Consider the following 15,872-nt stretch of genomic DNA (forward strand, 5'->3'; position numbering starts at 1 on the left):
ATGTTACCTAAACAACGCGTCGCCTGGGTAGAAGGCATGTTGATGGAACCGCAGCATTTCCAGCAGCAGGAACGTTTTTTCGAGCACTTGATTGAAGCGCGCTTGCGCAGCGTCGAAACCTTTACCTGGGGGTTCCTGACGCTGGAAATCGACAACGGGCTATTGGAGCAGGGCAAGTTTGCGCTGAAGAAAGCCAAGGGCGTTTTCCCCGACGGCACGGCGTTCAGCATGCCTGAGGATATTCCGCTGCCGCCACCGCTGGTGCTGGGAGAGGGCTGCCAGGGGAAAGTGGTGTGCCTGTCCGTGCTGATGGACATTGCCGGCAATGCCCAGATCGATCTTATCCAGGATGAGCGGAAAAGCAGCCGTTTTCGCACCATGGACGCCGACGTGCCGGATCGCAACCACGGCGTCAGCCTGGAGGGAACGCCGCGCGTGTGCACGATGCAGCTGGGGAGTCTGGTGACGCGGCTAAGTCTGGAAGATGCGGTCAGCAGCGCGGAAAGCGTGCTGCCGGTCGGCTTCGTGCGCGAACTCACCAGCGATCGTCGGGTGCTGCTGGATGAGCGCGCCCTGCCGCCGATGTTGGACTTCCGCGCCATCGGCTGGCTGCCCGCGTTCACCACCGAATTGCTTGGGTTGATCAGCCAGCGTCTGGAGTCGGTGTTCCGTCCGGATGTGCCTATGACGATCGGCGGGCTGTCCGAGCTGTTGGAATTGCTGCTGCTGCAAACCCTGAGCGAATTCAATTTGCGCATCAGCCAACTGTTGGCCAGCCCGCAGGTGCATCCAGAAACCCTGTTCGACACGTTGTTGAGCCTGCTGGGGCGGCTCAGCATCATTCCCGGCGGCGAGCGGCTCTGGGACCGGGCCGACTTGGTGTATCTGCACGATGAGCCGCACAACTGCTATTTCCAGCTGTTCGCCTCGATTCGCCGCGCGCTGTCGCTGGTGATCGAAGCGCCGGCGGTGGCGCTGCCGTTTATCGATCGCGGCGACAGCATCTACCTGTGCCCGAACGACTCGCAGCTGCGGCTGGAAAAACTGGTGTTTGCCGTCAGCTGCGGTTTGTCCATCGAGCATCTGCGCTCGTACTTCCCCGCGCAGGTCAAGCTGGGGCCGGTCGAGAAAATCATTCAGCTGATCGATCTCCAATTACCGGGCGCTCGCTTGCTGCCGATGGCTTCGCCGCCGCGGCACATACCGTATTACCCGAACAGCATCTACTTCGAGGTGGATCATGCCGACCCGATTTACAAGGAAATGATGGGCGGCTCGGCGATGGCGCTCAGCATCGTGGGTGATTTCCCGGACCTGCGTTTTGACGTCTGGGGATTAAGGCAAGGGAGGGTGGGATGAACGAATTCGAGAGGAAAATCCGCGAGGCGATGGCGGTAACGCGCAACAACGCGACCCCGCGTCTCCCCACGTCCGGCTCGGTGGGCAAAACCACGGCGGAAATCGCCGCGCTGTCCTTCGGCGCGCGGGCGTTGGCCGCCAAGCTGCGGCCGGGAAGCGCCGGGGTGGCGGCGCCCCCCGAACCCAAACCTTATGAAGCAGAAACCGCCGTCCCGGAAAGCGTCGAACCCGCGCCTGGCGATCGCCAGGCCGATGCGCCGCCGACCTCGAGCGGGCTGTTTGGCCGCGCCGCGCTGAGCAAGCCCGGCGTAATGATGGGCCACTGGGACAACCCGCTGATCGCCGCCGCCATTCCGGTATTGCTGCAGGTGGAGCGGGTGCGCGATCAGAAACAGCTGAACCCGGCGGCGGTGCGTGCGCAGATCGTGCGGGAGATCCAACAATTCCAGCAGACGTTGCTGGCGGATCACGTTGCGCCGGGCGATGTGGACAAGCTGGCCTATCTGCTGTGTTCCTACGTGGACGAGTGCTGCATGAGCACGCTGGAGTCCGGGGAACTGAACCTCAGCCTGCTGGTGGAGTTTTATCGCGATGCCTGGGGCGGGGAAAAATGCTTCGAGCACCTGCAAGAGTATCTGGCCGCCTCGCCGCGCAACAAGGAGATCCTGGCATTTTACGATCTGATCCTGTCGCTGGGGTTTGAGGGGCAGTTCCACGTGATGGAGCGCGGCGCGGTGCTGTTGGCCGACGTGCGCAATCGCCTTGACGGTTATCTGTACAGCCAGAATCCGACGCAGACGCTGGCCGATGCCGAACCGAGCAAAGTGGTGCGCAAGGCCACCCGTATCACGCCGCTCAAACTGCTGTGCTACGGCCTGGCGATAGCGCTGCTGGCGTATGCCTCGGCCGCCTGGTATCTGCATGACCAGTCCCGCGCGCTGCGCAACGCCATTCTGGCCTGGACGCCGCCGCAGCCGCGCAAAATCAACATTATGGAGACGCTGCCGCAGCCGCTGCCGCAAATCCTCAGCGAAGGGTGGCTGGAGGTGCGCGCCGATCCGCGCGGCTGGCTGTTGATCTTCACCTCCGACGGCGCCTTTGCCACCGGGCAGTCGAAGCTGTCGGAAGAGTTTAAAAAGAAACGCAATATTGAGCGTCTGGGGGAAGCGCTGGCGCCGTGGCCAGGCGATCTGGAGGTGATCGGGCATACCGACAACAAACCGTATCGCAACACCTCCAACAACTCCAACCTGAAACTGTCGGAAGCCCGCGCGCAGACGGTGGCCGACAAGCTGCGGGAATCATTGGCCAACAGTAAATACAACCGCACCGTGACGTCGGTCGGCAAGGGCGATCAGGAGCCGCTGGACGACAACGCGACGGAAGAAGGGCGCCGCCGCAACCGCCGGGTGGACATCCTTTGGAAAATCGGCGAGAGGGAGATGGCTTCACCGTCTGCCACGTTGAATCAGGCAGGGGTAGCCGCCGAGGTCCCCGAGGATAACTAAGACATCCGTCGGCGTAGAGATAATAAGGAAATTATATGATACGTAGATCATTCATATTGGTGATTGCCTTGCTGCTGTGTGCGGTGGTGTGGTGGATTGGGCCGCTGATCGCCATCGGCACCTACCGGCCGCTGCTGTCGGTCTGGGTCAGAGGCATCATCATCGCCCTGATCCTGTGCTGGGCGCTGTGGCCGTTCGTGGCGACGTTTTTATCCTGGGTGTTCCGCCACGCGCGGGCGCCGGCCCCGGCTAAAAGAAAAACCGCGCAGCGAGATCGCGTGACCTCGCGTTTTTACGACGCCTTGCGCACCTTGCAATACGTCGGCACGTCGAAGCAGCGCACCCCCTGGCAGCGTTTCAAATACCGCCTGGCGCGCCGTTATATCAGTGAAAAGCCCTGGTTCCTCGTCATTGGGCCGCCGGGCAGCGGCAAAACCTCGCTGATCGGCGAAAGCGGCGAACGTTTCTTGCTGGCTGAACACTATGGCCTGCAGCAGACCGTGGACGTCGGGCCGACCCAGGATTGCAACTGGTGGCTGGCGGAGAACTCGGTGTATGTGGACACCTCCGGTGAATGGCTGCAGCTGAACGGCCTTGGCGAAGACGGCGCCAGGGCGCGCGATACCCTGTTCAAACTGATCCGGCGCCACCGCCGCCATCCGGGCATCGACGGCATCATGCTGTGCCTGGATGCACGCTGGCTGCTGCATGCCTCGCTGACGGAAAGAAAATCCGTCGCCGATGCGCTGCGCGTGCGCCTGCTGGAAATGGCCTCATGGTTCCGCTGCGAGCTGCCGGTCTATCTTACCATCAGCCACCTCGATCAACTGGTCGGCGGCGAGACCTTCCTGTCGATGCTGGGCGACGACCTGTTGCAAAAAGGGATGGGGTTCAGCCTGAACCGGGCCGAACAGGGCGAAACCCCGTTCGAGCAGTATGAAGATCTCTACCGGGAGATGGTGGCGCGCGTCAGCCATCACGTGCTCGAACTGCTGCACGATGCGCCGGACGGCCAGAACCGCCAACAGCTGCTGTTCTTCACCGAGTCGTTGGGATCGCTGGGCAACCCGCTGTATTCGCTGCTGGAGCAGATTTTCCCGCAAACGCCGGTGGGCTACGCCTGCCATTTGCAACAGGTATGGCTGGGCAGCACCATCGCCTTGCCGCCGCAGGGCGCGATTTATAACGCGGAAGCGGCGGATATCTATGAAGCCCGTCCCACCGGGCGCATTTACCACCCAGAGCTGAATTACGCCAGGCAGGAGCGCGGGGTGCTGCAGCAGTCTTCTCACGCCAGGCCGCTCGGCAGCCGCATGAGTTCCCTGGGCCGCTATGTGCTGGTGCTGGTGCTGCTGGCGGTCTCTTTTAACCTGCTGGCGATGCGTTACCTGTGGGAGAGCGATTACATCTCTTACATTGCGGCGCGCTTTGACGAAACGAAGCGCATCGTGCGCGAAATACCGGTCACGAACCGCGTCAGCGACGATGTCATCTCCGCCTATGAGCAGCTGGGATACATGAACGCGCAGCTGGGCGGTGAGGTTTCGCCGGTGCCGAATCCCTATTTCGAGCACAAGCTGATCAACAGCGCGGCGCAAAAGACCTACCAACGCCATTTGCTGCAGATCTTCTGGCCGGCGGTGGAAAACTATATCGCGGACGAACTCAAGAATGACGTTTCGGCGTCCAACAAGGACGTCTACGGCACGCTGAAAGTGTATCTGATGATGGGCGAACCCTCGCACCGTTCCGCCGAGGCGCTGGTCGACTGGTTCATGACGCGCTGGGATAGCTTTATGCCGCAGGGCTACACCGACATGAACAAAGGCATTTTCGCTTACCACCTGCGGGAAATGTTCTCTCTGCCGAATGCGCCGGTCATGAAAATGAACGGTGACCTGCTGCGCCTGGCGCGGGTGAAAGCGATGAATATTCCGATGCAGGTCAGGGTGGTGCGCCGCATCGAAGAGAAACCGCTACCGGCGGCGATCAACGACATTTCATTGGCCGACGCCGCGGGGCCGAACGTGTCATTGATGCTGCGCCGCAAGAGCCAGGCGACGGTCACCGATACCGCCGTGCCGGGGTTCTATACCCGCGCCAGCTACCGCGATGTCTTCCTGGCACAGCTCGATGACGCCGCCAAAGACATGATCGAAGAAGAGTCCTGGGTACTGCGCGACAGTGCGGAAGGGAAAAACGCGGTGAACTCGCTGGCTTCGGCGCAGAAGCTGGCCGACGAGGCGAGGAAGCTTTACCTCATCGAGTATGCGGACAAATGGGATGCTTTCATGCGCGACGTGCGCGCCCGGCCGGTCAACGGGCTGGAGGATGCGGCGATATTGGCGCGCCAGCTGTCCGATCCTTCATCCCCGCTGGCCAACCTGGTGCGTTTCGCCGCGCGTGAAACCAGCATGACCGGCACCAACCAGGGCGATGCGGCGAGCTGGTTCGATCGCCAGCGCAATCGTATTGAACAGCAGCGGCGTGACATCCTCGGCGAGATTTCCGGCGAGCGCGCGCGTTTTCGTCTCACGCCGGAACGCGCGGTGGAAGACCGTTTTGAGCTGCTTCGCCGCCTGGGGTATCAGCTGTTGCAGACCACCAACGCCAGCAACGACCCGCTGAGCCGCAGTTTCGAAGCGCTGTACAGCCAGCTGACCACGCTCTCCACCTCATTGCGCGGTGGCCAGGTGGTGCCTGCCGGCGGCACGCTGAAGCGGCTGCAGCTGGATGCGGCGCGTCAGCCGGAACCGGTGCGCAGCGTCATGATGGATCTGTTGCAGGTCGGCGACAGCCAAACGATCCAGCAGAGCCAGAAGAACCTGAGCAAAGGCGCTTCATCGCTGGCTTCCGGGCTGTGCAAGGGCAGCATCAGCGGGCGCTATCCGTTCTCGCGCAACGCCAGAGCGGAGGTCGGCATCGAGGACTTCTCGCGCATGTTTGGGCAGAACGGCGCCATGCAGCAGTTCTTCGATGAAAACCTGGCCGCTTACGTGGATGTCAACGCGCAGAAATGGAATGCCAAACCGGGGTCTGAGGGGATCGTTAATGCGAGCACGCTCGGCGCGTTTGAAAATGCCCGTTTGATTCGCGACACCTTCTTCACCGCCGGCGACAAACTCTCGTTTTCCATGTTCATCAGGCCGCTGTCCCTGACGCCGACCATCACGGAAGCGACCCTGGACATCGATGGGCAGGTGATTAACTACAGCCATGGTTTTAGCCAACCCACGCGTATCGACTGGCCCGGCCCGAAAGGCGGCAGCTATGTTCGGCTGACCTTCCGCACCGGCACCGGCCAGATCCAGGTCGCCAGTTTCGACGGGCCCTGGGCACTGTTCCGGATGTTCGACGCCAGCAATCCCGTGCCGCTTTCCAGCGACAGGCGAGAGCTGACGATGTCGATGTCTTCGGTGGTGGGCGTGCTCAAACTGGAACTGCGCTCGACGATGAAAGATTTCCCACTTTGGTCACGGGCGTTGCGAGGATTCTCGTGCCCGAAAGCGATGTAAACACAACCGTAAAGAGGTGATAAACATGTTAGATCCAGCCAAAATTTTAGAAACCATGAAGGCCGGCGGCAATTTGGGCACCAACTCCCAATCGTCGCTGAGCCAGCCGTTTATGCAAGGCGTCAGCAATATTCAAATGTCGGGGCCGGATGCGGCCAAGTCGGTCATGAGTAACGTGACAAAATCTTGCGATGATATGTTCGGCAATATGAAGGGCATTTTTAATGGGCTGCAGTCGAATGTGAACGCACACCAAAAAATGCAAACGGGCGAACAGCCGAAAGATTTTAATGTTTCTATGGACGATCTTCGCCCGGCGATTGCGAAAGGGTTCCCGCACGAAATGGCGGACTTCTTTTCCAAAGTGCCGAAACTGTAATCTGCAACTCGGTGGGTAATTTACCGGGGGGCCGAAATGCTCCCTGGTATTCACAAGGAGAGGTGAGATGATCAACGAATGGATGTTAAAAAATGCCAACAAACGCATGGGCTTTTTTATTGTGGTGATCCCCAGCCTGTTTTTTTGGATGATGCTTTTTCTGACCTTTTATCTTTTTTGATTCTTTGAGGTAAAAAAAAGCACCCGCTAAGGTGCTTAAAGTGAAACGAATTAAAAAAATAGGAAGGGATGAAAATGCGTTATTACAGTTTTGAAATGATCTGCAATCCGCTGGAGATCAGCGCATCGACGGCCAGACCAATACCTTTACCGATGGTGCCGACAACGGTTTTGGCATCCGGGTTGACACCGGCAATCGCGGAAAGGGTATCAATACCGGTTCCCACTGCACTGCCAATCAGTGTCCCTACGTCACCAAAAAAACCAGCACCGTTCACTTGTTCAATTTCAATTGCGGATAGTTCTTTCATGATTGAAACTCCTTTTTCAGTTAGCCCTTTACTTCAGGCAATTTCATTATTGCAAATCAGGTCTTTTTTTCAACAGAAGTATTACTATTTTTTATACTATTCTGTTGTCTGTTATTTTAATTTCGTATCGTTAGAGTATATATTGCCGAAGCCTGATTTTCGTCTCCCCCGTTCGTGCTGAATGAGGGATGCCGGTTTTTATTTTCAATCTGAATGACCTATATCTGAAGGGGAATTTATGAAGGTTTTGACGACACCGGAAAGACCTTTCCGCTATGAAGATCTGGCGGAAAAAATTGTCACCGAGGCCAGAAGTCGCTTGGGCTGCGCCGCTCTGCGGTTTTTAGACTGCCTGATCCAGGGGTATGGCCCGCCGGTGATTGTCTTTGATATCTATAATAATCACGGTAAGTTGCAAACGGTGAAACTGATTCTCCCCATCGGAAGTCATAAGCAGTTAAAAAAAGATCACCTCGGGCTGATCGCCTGCCTGGAGGCTAAAAAATTGGTGAGATTAAAAAAGATATAAACAATGTTCCGCATCGGCAACACCGATTGAGTTCTTCTTGTTTTTCGTCACACCGCTGAATAATCTCTGTCCCTGCCTGGATTCTCTTATATCCACGGACGATGCGTTTGCCTTTTTTCAACCCATCAACCCATCAACCCATCAACGCATTTTTTTGGAATCACTTATCGTCATAAAGTGTAGCTTTTCTTTATGCATTTTTTTTACAATAGGATTAATATGGTTATAGAGGGTTTTTTAATATGGCCAGCCAGGATGACGGCACATCTCGAGATAAAGCATTATCCCGCCTTTCTTCTAAGTAAAGTCCTAATACATAATCGGATGCTCTTAACAATCAATACAGAGCCGTGTTATGTTCTATATTATGTTTTTTTTCGATATTTATCTGGATATATTGCGCTCTTGGAGTAAAATTAACTTATCAGAGAAAATTCTTGGCACCGTATCACGGATGGCAATGATGCACTATAAATATAACTTACGGTAACCCATTACCTTGTAAAACGCGGTACTTCCCCGCGTCTTGCTTTTGTGTGCTCTCCAGGGCTGATGAGTTTATATCATATATAAAATACACTTTTTGCGAGGCGAAGACGTTTCCGCATCGCATATAACGCTTTTTTATTAAAAAGCATCTCAAAACTAAAAAATAATCACAGCAATCATATTGCAGTAAGGAGAGTGGGCAAGCGTAGTCAAAAGGGAGGTTTGTTAATGGAGCGCGTCAATATTGCTATCGTCGATCAAAATCAATTTTTCAAGCTTGGGTTGGGGCTCGCCTTGCAAGAGGGTTTTCTCCAGAATGGTGTCAAGGCCAAGATCACGGGAGAGGAACGGGCCAACATTATATTCCGGGCGCCGGATAAGCGGGTGTCCATCAATTTTTGCCATACCCAGCTTTTGCAGGGCAACTTTTCTTCTATTCCGCTCTATTTTTCAATACTGGAGCATAAAACGATTTTTCCAAAAATCCATTGCAATCTAGAGGCCGGAAGCATTACGCGCAAAGACGGCGTGGCGGCGATCGTGGATAAGGTCATGGTTTGCTATCGCAAGAAAAACAGTTTGGTTTCAAGCTATTGCCCGCGTTGCCGCACCCAGTTGACCTTTAGCGAAGGGAAGGTGTGCCGTCTGATTCATCTGGGATACTCGCAAAATCAAACTGCGATGTTGCTCGGCATCAGCCCGAAAACGGTCAGCATTCATAAACGCTCTGCGATGAGAAAACTGAATATCGATAACAATATTGAATTCTTGCGCTGGTTAAAAATGCACAGCGACTCTTGTTAATGGAGAGGGGGAGAGTGACGATCTGATTCGGTATTTTTACCGGCGCAGGCGGCGATCGTTCATGGTTGCCGCCTGGCATGGAATAGGTTTTATAGGGAGATAAAACATGGCTGATTTTGTAAGGGAAACGGTTTCCAAAAATCATTTCAAATTATTGCAGGATCTTTATGGCAGAGATCTGGGCGGGGAACGTTTCCTGCACTGGAAGCATCTGCTCGATCCGCATTGTGGCGCGCCAAGGGAGAAGACGGGCATATTCTACAAGGATCGCGAACGTTATCTCGGGATGTTCGTTTCAAGCTTTTATCCCTTTAAGATCAACGGTGTTAGTGTCAATGTCAATATGCTTGGCGATCTTGGCATCCATCGTCAGGTAAAGTCCTCCACCGTATTGAAAGATTTTTTCCTGCAGGCCAGACGGTCGGACGTGGCGGCGGATATTTGCTTTTCCGATGACAGGAAGATCCGGGTTTACGAAAAAATATTTAGAAAGTATTTAACAACAAATACCCAAATCTATCCTTATGTCGAATTAACCTTAAAGCCTGACAAGTTTATGGCATTTCGTTTTGCTGAAAGTGGGCTCGCACAGCAGGCAAGCTTCATCAATAATTTAGGGCGGGAAAAAGATCGCCGCGCCTTTGAGTATATTGAAAAACACCCCCTGTACCATAAAATTCATTATATCAACAAAGGCAGCCACTACGCCGTGATTGGCTGTTCTCATGAATGTGCCGAACTCTTGGATATTTCCAACCCTTCCAGGGAGTGTTTTTCCTGGGCCATCGGTGTGTGTCGGCATCTGCATAGCCGTTGCAAAGTAATGATCCCCCTCGCTTTTTATAAGTCGGTTTGCGCTCAGGCGGCGGAGGTCATTTCAGAAAAACGCATCAACATGCTTATCGGCTATTACTCACAAAAGATAAGCGATCTGATGCCGAAAGAGGTTTGGGTATGCCGCATGGATCGCCGTTAAGCAGGGCTTGTGTCTTCTAAATGGAGTGTTTGTCATGGAAGAAATTCCTGTATCACCCTACTCAAAAGTTTTTATCGATGAATATGATCGCCATCCTGAAGGCTGCAATTACAACGTATTGGTGCTGCAGCGAATTGAGGGCGCGCTGGATCCCATCCGGTTGCAAGCCGCGCTGAATGCGCTGGTGCAAGATCATGTACTGCTGAACAGCCATATTCATGAACAGGATGGCGAGCTGTATTGGCGCCGCAATGACGCAATCCATCCGTTGCAGCATTACACGGACCGCACGCTGCTGACGCAAGTGATTCGCCGGCCCTTCGATATTTACCGCGGGCCGCTTTATCGCTGGGCGCTATTCGCCGAGGGAGAGCGGCGCTATACCTTGGCGTTGGTCGGCCACCATCTGGTGATTGACGGCGCCTCTTCCGACGAGTTTTTCTCCCTGGTGAGCCAGTACTATCGCCAACAGCGGCTGGCGACGCGCGTCGAGGCGGCCGAGATCGCCGCCGTTAACCTGCAACTACAGCAGGAGGTGAAGCAACTGGCCGCCGAGGGGGCGCTGGCGCATTGGCGCGCCGAAGCGGAAAGTTTGGGCGCGCTCGAGGTGCCGTTTGAGCGAAGCGGCGCCGGCCGTGAAGACGAAGCGGGCGAGCTGCGCTTCCACTTTCCCAAAGCGCAATGGAAAGCGCTGAAACAGGCCTCGGGGATACGGCGAGTTAATGACTTTCTGGCGCTGCTGGTGCTGTGGGGCATCTTGATGGCGCGCAGTGGCAATCAGGAAACGGTCTACATCAGCTATCCGGTGTCGATAAAGAAGGGGCAAAAGTTTGCGCTGGGCGGCCATGTGAACACCAGCGTGTTGCCTCTCTCTTTGCGTGACGGCGCGAGTTTTTCCGACGTTTATCGACGGGCGCTGGCATTTATTACCGCCGCGCCGCCGCAGTCGCGCCAACGTTTTAACCAGCTGCCCACGCAAGAGGTGGTGCGGGCATTGGGGATCCGCGCGTTACCGATCTCCTTTGCCCAAACCAACTTGCGCGATGCGGCATTGCCGCTGGCCGATTGCGCCACCTGGCCGCTATTCGAAGCCAATCACGATATGGCCAGCGCGGCGCTCTCGCTGGAATACGAAGACCGGGCCGATATTGATGCGTTGCAGTTCCGGTTGCGCTTTCGCCAGGGCATGTTTGACGAGGAAGACATGCGCGACTGCGCGGGGCATTTTACTCGCCTGATGCAACAGGCGATGAGCGCGCCTGACGCCCCGTTAAGCCACATGGCCTTCTATCCCGCCGCCGACAGGTCGCCGCCGGATAATGAAAGTCTCCCGCTGCCAGGGGAGACCCTCAGCGCCCGTTTTGAAGCGATCGCGCAACGCTATCCGGAAAACATCGCGCTGGAGTATGAGGGGCTGCGCGTCAGCTACCGTGAGTTGAACGGCATGGCGAACAGCCTGGCGCGCGAGATCGTGCTTCGCTATGCGTCGCTGACCGGGGCCGAGCCCCAGGCCGACGAGCCGATCGCGCTGTACAGCGAAAAAAGCCTGGAAATGGTCGTGGCGCTGCTGGCGGTGCTGAAAACCGGCGCGGCCTATGTGCCGATCTCCTGCCATTATCCCCAGGCGCGTATTCGGCATATTCTTGAGGAAACGCGGGCGGCCTTGGTGATTGCCGGGCCCTCTATGCAGACGGCGGCGGAAGCGTTGGCCGCGATGATGCCGCATCCCCAGGCCGTGCTGACACTGGGCGATCTGAGCCGCCTGCCGCATGAACGGCATAATCTGCCGGTGGTCACCGCCGCCGAACGGCTTGGCGCGATCATTTATACCTCGGGGTCGACGGGAGTGCCGAAAGGCGTGATGCTCGAGCAACAGGCGATGTGCGGGTTGGCGACCGCGTCCGGCATCGCGATTACGCCCGAAGATGTCTTGTTGTTCCTGTCCAGCCCGGCGTTCGACGCGGCGACGTTCGAAGTGTGGGGCGCCTTGCTCAACGGCGCCAAACTGGTGGTCATCCGCGACACGGAAGATATCGCCGGCGATGTGCCGCAGCTGGAAGCGCTGCTGCGTCGGCAGCAGGTGTCGATTCTTTGGGCCACGCGCAGCTTGTTCGATCATCTCTACCTCAGCAACCCCGATCTGTTTGCCGGGCTGCGCTATCTGCTGGTGGGCGGGGAGGCGCTGACCGCCACGCTGATGCAGCGCCTGGTGCGGCAACCTCACCGTCCGCAGTGGGTCATCAATGGCTATGGCCCCACCGAATGCACCACGTTTACCACGATGTACGCTATCGCTCAGGACGAAGCGCGCAGCAGCATTCCCATCGGCAGGGCGATACCGGGGCGTGAGCTCTACGTGCTGGATCGCTGGCGGCAACCGCTGCCGCCGGGCTTGGCCGGCGAGTTGTATATCGGCGGTTCGGCGCTGGCGCGCGGTTATCTCAACCAGCCGCAGCAAACCCAGGCGAGTTTCATCGAGTTGCACGGCCGGCGCTTATACAAAACCGGCGATCGGGTGCGTTGGCTGCGCGACGGCAATCTGGAATATCTCGGCAGAAATGATTGCCAGGTGAAAATTCGCGGATTCAGGATTGAACTCAGCGAGATAGAAAATGCGATCAATGCCCTGGAGGGCGTCGAGAAAGGCGTAGTGGTGGATGTCGTCCATCGGGAGAGCAAGCGCCTTGCCGCCTATTTGCTGATGGCGCGGGGCGTGGCCTGGGATCCTGCCGAATTACGCTCCCGGCTTGAGCGCAGTTTGCCGGATTATATGGTGCCGTCCAGCTATGTCGAGATTGACGAGATACCGCTGACGGTTAACGGCAAGTTGGATCGCTCGGCCTTGCCCGCGCCGCAATTCGCGCAAAGCGGGCGTTATGCCGCGCCGGAGAACCCGCTGGAGGCGCTGATTTGTTCCCTGTGGTCGAACATTCTTGGCGTGGAGACCGTGGGTATCGACGACGACTTTTTCCGATTGGGCGGCGATTCGATCCAAAGCATTGTGTTCACCAGTGAATTGAGCAAGTCGGGTTACCACAGCAACTCGCGTGCGGTGTTCGAAACCAGAAATGCGCGGGCTCTGGCCCAGCGCATTCTGCGGCAGCAAGACGCGGTTACCGCGCTCAACGAACAGGGCGAACTGCAGGGCGAATTCGAGCTGCTGCCGATTCAACGCTGGTACCGTGAGCTGGCGCCGAATCGCAGCGCTTTCTTCAACCAGACTTTTTTGGTGCGGGTACCGCCGATGTCCGCCGAACAGGTCGCCGATCTGGTGGCCGCGTTGGCGGATCAGCATGACATGCTGCGCGCGCGTTTTAGCGTCGACGACGCCGGCGTCATCGTGTCGCAGCGCTACCTGTCAGCGGCCGACGGCGGCCCTTCATGGGGCTACTATGACCTGGCGCTTTGTCGCCAAAGCCGTGCCGAGCTGCTGCGTCAATGGCAATCGGGGTTTGATCCGACGACAGGGCCGATATGCCGCTTCGTTTACATCTTTGACAGCCGCGCCCCCGGCTACGCGCTGATGTTCTGCGCGTTTCATCATCTGATCGTCGATGTGGTTTCCTGGCGCGTCATCGTCAGCGACCTGCAGCGGTTGCATCAGGGGGAATCGCTGCCGGCAAAAGGCACCAGCTACCGCCAATGGGGAGAACGGTTAAGGCAATACGCGGCAACCCGGCAAGACCAATGCGCTTACTGGCTGGCGATGATCGCCGGGCAGCCCGATTACGCCACGCTCAGCGGCGTGGTGCAGGCCCCTGAATTTTGCCGCTTCGAGTGCGATGTGGCGTTGACCGCGCTGCTGATGGACGGTTGCCATCAGGCCTACAACACCTCGGTGCGCGAAGTGCTGTTAGCGGCCCTGGCGCCGGTGCTGCAGGCATGGCACGGCAGTGCGGACAGTTATCTCACGCTGGAACACCATGGCCGCGATATCAATGACGATAAGATCCGGCTTGAGGGCACCGTCGGCTGGTTCACCGCCTTGATGCCCTTGCGCATCACCGCGCACGAGTGCCAAAAAACCACGCTGCGCGCCATCAAGGACAGGCTGAGAAAGATGCCTGACCACGGTATCGGTTATTCGGCGCTGAAATACGCTTCAGCGCCGGGCGATGAGGTGCCGGCTTGCCTGCGGCGCCACCGCCTGCCGGCCATTTCGTTCAATTATCTCGGCGCGTTCAACGAGCAGGCCGACGACGCGTTATGGGCCTTGATCGACCAAACGGCGGATTTGGAAAATGGCGCGATGCCGGTCAGCGGCAACGTATTGGATCTGGTGCTTTATGTTCACGACGATCGGCTAAGCATCGTCATGTCAGGTTTGCTGCCGCATGAAACGCTGTCGCGGATCGGGTCGCATTATGTCGACAGCCTGTCGGCGCTGGTCGAGCACTGCTGCCACGAAGCCAGCAACGGCGTTTGTCTCGCCAGCCCGGGTGACTTCCCCCATGCCGACGTCAGCCTCGCCGAATTGGATCGCTGGCAGCAAAAGCATCGTCTCGCCGCCGTTTTCGAAGCCACGGTAACCCAGCGAGAGTTGATGTATTTCAACCGACTCAACCGCGAGTATCAGATCGACCAGGCGGTTTATGAGATCGCGGGGCCGTTGCAGCCCGAGGTGTTGAATCAGGCATGGGCGCTGGCGCTGCAGCGGTTTGAAATGCTGCGTGCCGGATTTGACGATCAAACCCGCCGCGGCCGGCCCAACGTCTTTATCTGCGAGACGCTGCAGGCGCCGATCGCGATGGACGATTGGTCGGATGCCGCGCCAGCCTCTCTGGAGGAACGGATGGAGGCGCTGCTGGCCCGGGAGAGGGAGACCGCGTTTGAGCTGGATGCGCCGCCGTTGATTCGCTGGCGCCTCATCAGGTTGCATGCGGACGAGCACTATCTGGTGCAGACCTTTAACCACATTCTGTTTGATGGATGGTCGCTGGGGGTCTTGTTCGGCCAGTGGTTCAACGATTACCTCGCCCTGTTGGCGGGCCGGGTGCCGGCGCTGGAGATTAACCGATTCGAGCCTTTTGCCGCCCATGTGCGCACGCACGGCAATGATCCTGAGGCGCGGGCCTTCTGGGCAGACTATTTGCGGGATGCGCCGGTCAATCAACGCTTGCCGCTGACTGCCGCACCGCAGCTCGTACCGCAGGGGCGCCGGATGCGTCAGCATGGCGACGAATTCTCCAGCGCGCAGATGGCGCGCCTCACCGCGTTTTGTCGGCGGCAGGGGATCACGGTCAACCAACTGACGCAGCTGGCCTGGATGCTGGCGCTGGCCGAGGCGCTGGCTTGCGATGATATCGCCATCGGCACGACCATGAGCGAGCGCCCGGCCGACATTGAGCAGGTGCAGACGCTGTTTGGCCTGTGTGTCGCAAGCCCGGTGCTGCGGCTGCGGGCGATTCGCCGCCGCCCCCTTTATGAGCTGCTGGATGACATCGCGGATTCACAAACCTTCCGGCAGAAATACGCCTTTTCCGAACTGAATCGATACGACGAGAATTGGGTGCCCACCTCGCCGTTCGGCAGCCTGTTCGTGTTCGAAAACATGCCGAAACCGGCGATGGATCCACGGCTGCCGTTTCAGTGCCGCGTGATGGATATCGTCAGCGGCAGCAATCACCAAACGGTGCTGTGCCTGTTCCCCGAGGCGGAACGGCTCGCCATTTCACTGTTTTATGATTCCCACGAGATCGCTCGGGAAAACATCGTCGAATTGGGCCGACGTTTTCTGATTATTGCGCTCGCGATCGCCAATCTCCCGCCCGACAGCGACATCTGCGCTGAGGACGGGATTATCCAGGCTGAGGAGGCATGAT

The 15,872-nt window shown here is 57.4% G+C and carries 9 protein-coding genes; 8 read left to right on the plus strand and 1 reads right to left on the minus strand.

The window, feature by feature from the left end; all coding sequences use genetic code 11:
• The 4 genes from tssK to WCL58_RS09325 are packed head-to-tail and all read left to right on the plus strand — an operon-like array spanning position 1 to position 6,761.
• Positions 1-1,359 carry a type VI secretion system baseplate subunit TssK gene (tssK, locus tag WCL58_RS09310; protein WP_336850967.1) on the plus strand — a complete coding sequence of 453 codons (1,359 nt, stop codon included), beginning with the start codon at positions 1-3 and terminating at the stop codon, positions 1,357-1,359.
• Positions 1,356-2,867 carry a type IVB secretion system protein IcmH/DotU gene (icmH, locus tag WCL58_RS09315; RefSeq protein WP_087763129.1) on the plus strand — a complete coding sequence of 504 codons (1,512 nt, stop codon included), beginning with the start codon at positions 1,356-1,358 and terminating at the stop codon, positions 2,865-2,867. The genes tssK and icmH overlap by 4 nt, the downstream gene beginning before the upstream one ends.
• A gap of 35 nt (positions 2,868-2,902) precedes the next feature.
• Positions 2,903-6,382, plus strand: a complete 3,480-nt coding sequence (gene tssM, locus WCL58_RS09320) for a type VI secretion system membrane subunit TssM (RefSeq protein WP_060420450.1) — start codon at positions 2,903-2,905, stop codon at positions 6,380-6,382.
• A gap of 25 nt (positions 6,383-6,407) precedes the next feature.
• Positions 6,408-6,761, plus strand: coding sequence for a DUF6277 family protein (locus WCL58_RS09325; protein ID WP_004935323.1), 354 nt, complete (start codon positions 6,408-6,410; stop codon positions 6,759-6,761).
• A 263-nt stretch (positions 6,762-7,024) separates the two neighbouring features.
• On the opposite strand, the gene WCL58_RS09330 is transcribed toward WCL58_RS09325, so the two are convergent.
• Positions 7,025-7,252: a hypothetical protein gene (locus WCL58_RS09330; RefSeq protein ID WP_089186148.1), complete on the minus strand. Its 228-nt coding sequence runs from the start codon at positions 7,250-7,252 to the stop codon at positions 7,025-7,027.
• A 238-nt stretch (positions 7,253-7,490) separates the two neighbouring features.
• Here WCL58_RS09330 and WCL58_RS09335 point away from each other — a divergent pair, with 238 nt between their 5' ends.
• The 4 genes from WCL58_RS09335 to WCL58_RS09350 all read left to right on the plus strand — a co-directional run bounded on the left by WCL58_RS09335 (position 7,491) and on the right by WCL58_RS09350 (position 15,871).
• Entirely contained in the window at positions 7,491-7,781 is a 291-nt protein-coding gene (locus WCL58_RS09335) for a hypothetical protein (protein ID WP_038872271.1), read from the plus strand.
• Between the two features lie 717 nt (positions 7,782-8,498).
• Entirely contained in the window at positions 8,499-9,074 is a 576-nt protein-coding gene (locus WCL58_RS09340) for a helix-turn-helix transcriptional regulator (protein WP_060420452.1), read from the plus strand.
• A 106-nt stretch (positions 9,075-9,180) separates the two neighbouring features.
• On the plus strand, positions 9,181-10,050 hold the full coding sequence (locus WCL58_RS09345) for a hypothetical protein (protein WP_142110153.1): 870 nt from the start codon (positions 9,181-9,183) through the stop codon (positions 10,048-10,050).
• A gap of 34 nt (positions 10,051-10,084) precedes the next feature.
• Positions 10,085-15,871: an amino acid adenylation domain-containing protein gene (locus tag WCL58_RS09350; RefSeq protein ID WP_336850969.1), complete on the plus strand. Its 5,787-nt coding sequence runs from the start codon at positions 10,085-10,087 to the stop codon at positions 15,869-15,871.
• The last annotated feature ends 1 nt before the right edge of the window (position 15,872 follow it).

The sequence above is a fragment of the Serratia sp. TMDUHS_CL genome (genome assembly GCF_037137105.1).
GTDB classification, from domain to species: Bacteria; Pseudomonadota; Gammaproteobacteria; order Enterobacterales; family Enterobacteriaceae; genus Serratia; species Serratia nevei.

Excerpts from the sequence above, each read along its gene's own strand:
- WCL58_RS09340 (WP_060420452.1), top strand. The coding sequence starts at position 8,499 with ATGGAGCGCGTCAATATTGCTATCGTCGATCAAAATCAATTTTTCAAG.
- icmH (WP_087763129.1), top strand. The coding sequence starts at position 1,356 with ATGAACGAATTCGAGAGGAAAATCCGCGAGGCGATGGCGGTAACGCGC.
- tssM (WP_060420450.1), top strand. The coding sequence starts at position 2,903 with ATGATACGTAGATCATTCATATTGGTGATTGCCTTGCTGCTGTGTGCG.
- WCL58_RS09330 (WP_089186148.1), bottom strand. The coding sequence starts at position 7,252 with ATGAAAGAACTATCCGCAATTGAAATTGAACAAGTGAACGGTGCTGGT.
- tssK (WP_336850967.1), top strand. The coding sequence starts at position 1 with ATGTTACCTAAACAACGCGTCGCCTGGGTAGAAGGCATGTTGATGGAA.
- WCL58_RS09350 (WP_336850969.1), top strand. The coding sequence starts at position 10,085 with ATGGAAGAAATTCCTGTATCACCCTACTCAAAAGTTTTTATCGATGAA.
- WCL58_RS09335 (WP_038872271.1), top strand. The coding sequence starts at position 7,491 with ATGAAGGTTTTGACGACACCGGAAAGACCTTTCCGCTATGAAGATCTG.
- WCL58_RS09345 (WP_142110153.1), top strand. The coding sequence starts at position 9,181 with ATGGCTGATTTTGTAAGGGAAACGGTTTCCAAAAATCATTTCAAATTA.
- WCL58_RS09325 (WP_004935323.1), top strand. The coding sequence starts at position 6,408 with ATGTTAGATCCAGCCAAAATTTTAGAAACCATGAAGGCCGGCGGCAAT.